Source organism: Microbacterium sp. (genome assembly GCF_031988965.1).
In the GTDB taxonomy this organism is placed as follows: domain Bacteria; phylum Actinomycetota; class Actinomycetes; order Actinomycetales; family Microbacteriaceae; genus Microbacterium.
This window is the reverse complement of the sequence record NZ_DALZXX010000214.1, coordinates 1-3,479: the sequence shown is the minus strand read 5'-3', so window position 1 is coordinate 3,479 and position 3,479 is coordinate 1. Positions and strand designations below refer to the sequence as shown.

Sequence of the window (3,479 nt, the reverse complement as noted above, 5' to 3'; positions counted from 1 at the left end):
GGGCTCACCTGGATCGGCCGCGAGGCCACGATCCTCGTGTGCGCGGCGCTCTGCGGGGTCGCCGTCGCGCTCGCCCTGGGCAACCGCGCGCTCCGCGCCCTGCCCGTCGAGTCGCGCTGGGCCGAGCACGCGAAGCAGTACGAGAAGGCCTGACACGACGGGCAACCTCCTATGCCGATATCGGAGAGTGCTCCCCAGGCTGACACGCGTGGACGACGACAGCACGCGCGGTGATGTCGACCTGGCGGCTGCTCGTGGACCGATGTCGGTGTCCCCGCGTAGGCTCGGCGCCACCAGCCCCGACCTGAGGAGACGACGATGTCCGACATGCAGATCACCGAGAAGCCGCTTCCCTTCGTGCGACTCGCCGCGTTGACCGAGACCGTCGGCACACAGCCCGAGGTCGCCGCCGTGGTGGGACCGCTGTTCGACCGCGTGGAAGGCGCGCTTCTGGCATCCGGAGCGACCCCCGGACTGCCGATCGCCGAGTACGACATGGACAGGCACGGCGTGCGCATCACGGTCGGGTTCACCTACGACGGCCCTGCGGTCGACGATGTCGTCATCGTCGAGCTTCCAGCCGTCGACGCGGCTTTCGCCGCGACCCACCACGGGACCATGGCGACGATCGACGACAGCTGGCGCGCCCTCAACGAGGCGATCACCGCCCGGGGCGCGGAAGCCCGGGGAGCGTGCCGCGAGGTCTACCTGCAGTCCGAGTCCGAAGACCAGGCCGATTGGATCACCGAGCTGCAGCAGCCCATCGCCGGCGATTGATGGTCAGGGCGCACCGGCGAGCGCCGCGACTCCGACGAGCACCGAGACCAGCGCGAGCACCCGGGCGATCGCGGCCGAGTACTGTTCTGCTATGCAGCATCGCTCTCTCGTGGTCCCCAGCGCCGTCATGATCATCACCGTTGCTCTGAGCGGCTGCGCGACGAGGGCAGATGTCGCCGCGGGCAGCGGGAGCAGCACAGAGACGTCGGCTCCTGTCGAATCGAGCGAACCCGTTGCACCCCCCACGGGCGATGCGGCAGCGCTGGCCCAGGCTCAGGCGTGGCTCGACGCCGCCACCCTCCCGCCGGGTGCCGTTCGCACGGAGACCTCGTCGGGCGGCTTCAACTCGTACACCGGGTGGCCGTGCGGTCCGTACGAGGAGCTGGAAGGGTACTGGGTGATCCCCGACACGACTGTGGTCGATGCGACCAACTGGTTGATCGAGAATCCCTCCGCAGATCTCACGACGGCCACTCTCCGTCCGCCCAGCGACGAGTGGGGACCGGTCGACTCGGCATCCATCGGGTTCATCCCCGCCCCCGACGCGCAAGAAGGAATCGTGTACTCACTGGCGAAAGTGGACGACGGCGTCGCGGTCCGGGCCGAAGTCGCCGCGCAGACCGAAACCGCGACCTGCCCGCCGCTTCCCGACGGCGGAACCTACGGAGCGCCAGGACAGGGGTAGCTCGTCGTCGACGCGAGCAACGCTCAGAGCACGCCGGCGAGCGCCGCGACACCGACGAGCACCGAGACGACGGCCAACACCAGGGCGATCGCGATCAGCACGGCATGCACCTTGAGGAACATCGTCGCCTTGCCGTCGGCATCCCGCGCCCGCGGATCGGTGGCGACCCGCTTGTAGAAGCGGGGCCAGACCACGATGTTGAAGGCGGCGTTGAGGAACAGCACGACGGCGAGGGCGATCACCTCCCCACGCTAGCCCGTCAGGCAAGCGATATTTCGAAAAACATACCCAGTCCATGTATCACCGGGCTCTTGCCGAGCTCCTTACCTGTGTGATCACAATGGGACTCATGATCGACGGCGCACCCGACGGCGCCGCCCTCGATCCTGCACCGGACGACGGAACGGCACGCTGGAAGCGCGCCGCCGACCTCTTCGACGCATGGCGGGACGGCGACAGCCGCGCGATGGACGACCTCGTGCGGCTGATGACGCCTGTCCTCTGGCATGTCGTGCGCGCCTACGGGCTCGAGCGCACGTTGGCCGAAGACGTCATCCAGACGACGTGGCTGCAACTGGTGCGCGGGCACCGGTCTATCGCCGACCCGAAGGCCGTGTCGGCCTGGCTCACGACGACCGCGCGACGCGAGGCCTGGCGGGCGGGCAAAGCCCACAACCGCGTCGACACGACGGAGACGGATGCTCTCGACGCCCTGCTGCCGGAGCAGCAGTCGGCCGAGGACCACGCCGCGACGGGAGACGAGAACCGTCGTCTCTGGTCTGCCGTGCAGCATCTCGCCGAGCGATGCCAGCGCCTGCTGCGCGTGATCGCCTTCGAGGAGCGCCCGGACTACGCCCGTCTCGCCGCCGACCTCGCGATGCCGGTCGGCAGCATCGGACCGACGCGCAAGCGCTGCCTCGCCAAGCTGCGTGACCTGCTCGACGCCCCGACACCGCGGACGGAGGGCGGCTCATGAGTGAGAACGACGGCGACAACGGCGGCGACACCCACGAGGATGCTGAGCTGTTCGCGCACCTGAGATCGCTCTGGCGCGACGTCGACCCGATGCCGGCTGCGCTGATCGATCGGATGATCGCGGCCGTCGCGGCCGAGGGCCTGTCGGAGGAGTACGCGCTGCTCACCCTGATCGATGAACCTCTGGGGGCGGTGCGCGGCGACGCCGACGCGCTGACCCTGCAGTTCAGCGACGGCACCACGAGCATCCTCCTGCACGTCACCGGCACGGCAAGCGGCGCGCATCGTATCGACGGCTGGGTCGACACGGCCGCCGGCGTGATCGAGCTCGCTCAAGGCGAGAGCGTCCGCACGACGACCGCGAGCAACACGGGTCGCTTCGTGTTCGATGACGTGCCCGACGGGCTCACACTCGTGCGCCTCACCATGACGATCGGCGACGAGCAGCGCACGCTGTCGACTCCGCAGTTCGAGTTGTGATCCACGCGGGCCGGCCCGCACACCGCGGGGCTGATCCCGCACATCGCGGGATCCCCCCGCACATCGCGGGATCCCCCCGCACACACCGCAGGGCCGCTCCCGCACCTCAGGGGTCCGCCCGCACAGGACGCGGGTCCGCCCGCGAGGAGAGGACCGACGATGGAGCAGCCCAAGGGATGGAGCTGGCAGGACCGCGCAGAAGGGTCGATCCGCCGCGGTACGGCGCTGGATCCGTCCGTCGAGCCGGTCGACGGCGTTCGCGCGTTCCCGACCGCGTATCTGCAGGAGCGTCTGCTGATCACTCAGGACCAGGTCGACAACGGCCAGGAGGCGTACGACCGCGAGATCCGCGAGGCCGCCGGCTCGTTCGGCTGGAATCTCGACATCGAGTCGCCCGCGGCTGTGCGCGCGGCCGACCCGCTGGTGCCCGGAGTGCCCGGATTCCTCCGCGCCCATCTGACGACACCCGACGAGCCGACGCGCGGCGAGTCGCCCGTGCCCCCGGATGCCTGGCGCGTGCTGCAGCGCGCCCGACGCAGCACGGGAACCCCGATGCCGCGGA

The 3,479-nt window shown here is 69.8% G+C and carries 6 protein-coding genes and 1 pseudogene; 5 read left to right on the top strand and 2 right to left on the bottom strand.

Going from position 1 to position 3,479, the window contains the following annotated elements; translation table 11 throughout:
* Window positions 1–318 precede the first annotated feature (318 nt).
* On the top strand, window positions 319–777 hold the full coding sequence (locus RTM68_RS17735; RefSeq protein ID WP_312173508.1) for a GyrI-like domain-containing protein: 459 nt from the start codon (window positions 319–321) through the stop codon (window positions 775–777).
* A 3-nt stretch (window positions 778–780) separates the two neighbouring features.
* Here the strand turns inward: RTM68_RS17735 and RTM68_RS17730 are convergent, their stop codons facing one another.
* A complete protein-coding gene (locus RTM68_RS17730) occupies window positions 781–906 on the bottom strand; it encodes a hypothetical protein (RefSeq protein ID WP_312173507.1) in 126 nt (41 codons plus the stop codon).
* On the opposite strand from RTM68_RS17730, the gene RTM68_RS17725 reads away from it, so the two are divergent.
* The gene (locus RTM68_RS17725) at window positions 905–1,462 is read left to right on the top strand and encodes a hypothetical protein (RefSeq protein ID WP_312173506.1); all 558 of its coding nucleotides are present in this window, start codon (window positions 905–907) and stop codon (window positions 1,460–1,462) included. The genes RTM68_RS17730 and RTM68_RS17725 overlap by 2 nt on opposite strands.
* 23 nt (window positions 1,463–1,485) lie before the next feature.
* Here the strand turns inward: RTM68_RS17725 and RTM68_RS17720 are convergent, their stop codons facing one another.
* Complete coding sequence (locus tag RTM68_RS17720; RefSeq protein WP_312173504.1) at window positions 1,486–1,704, bottom strand: SCO4848 family membrane protein; 219 nt, start codon at window positions 1,702–1,704, stop codon at window positions 1,486–1,488.
* Between the two features lie 107 nt (window positions 1,705–1,811).
* Between RTM68_RS17720 and RTM68_RS17715 the strand changes: the two genes are divergently transcribed.
* The 3 genes and pseudogenes from RTM68_RS17715 to RTM68_RS17705 all read left to right on the top strand — a co-directional run.
* Window positions 1,812–2,438: a sigma-70 family RNA polymerase sigma factor gene (locus RTM68_RS17715; RefSeq protein ID WP_312173501.1), complete on the top strand. Its 627-nt coding sequence runs from the start codon at window positions 1,812–1,814 to the stop codon at window positions 2,436–2,438.
* A complete protein-coding gene (locus RTM68_RS17710; RefSeq protein ID WP_312173499.1) occupies window positions 2,435–2,917 on the top strand; it encodes a hypothetical protein in 483 nt (160 codons plus the stop codon). The genes RTM68_RS17715 and RTM68_RS17710 overlap by 4 nt, the downstream gene beginning before the upstream one ends.
* Window positions 2,918–3,076: 159 nt before the next feature.
* Window positions 3,077–3,479: pseudogene (locus tag RTM68_RS17705) on the top strand (hypothetical protein); the annotation flags it as partial.

Bases quoted from the DNA above. Each gene is read 5' to 3' on its own strand.
- RTM68_RS17715 (WP_312173501.1), top strand. From the start codon at position 1,812: ATGATCGACGGCGCACCCGACGGCGCCGCCCTCGATCCTGCACCGGAC.
- RTM68_RS17710 (WP_312173499.1), top strand. From the start codon at position 2,435: ATGAGTGAGAACGACGGCGACAACGGCGGCGACACCCACGAGGATGCT.
- RTM68_RS17730 (WP_312173507.1), bottom strand. From the start codon at position 906: ATGACGGCGCTGGGGACCACGAGAGAGCGATGCTGCATAGCAGAACAG.
- RTM68_RS17735 (WP_312173508.1), top strand. From the start codon at position 319: ATGTCCGACATGCAGATCACCGAGAAGCCGCTTCCCTTCGTGCGACTC.
- RTM68_RS17725 (WP_312173506.1), top strand. From the start codon at position 905: ATGATCATCACCGTTGCTCTGAGCGGCTGCGCGACGAGGGCAGATGTC.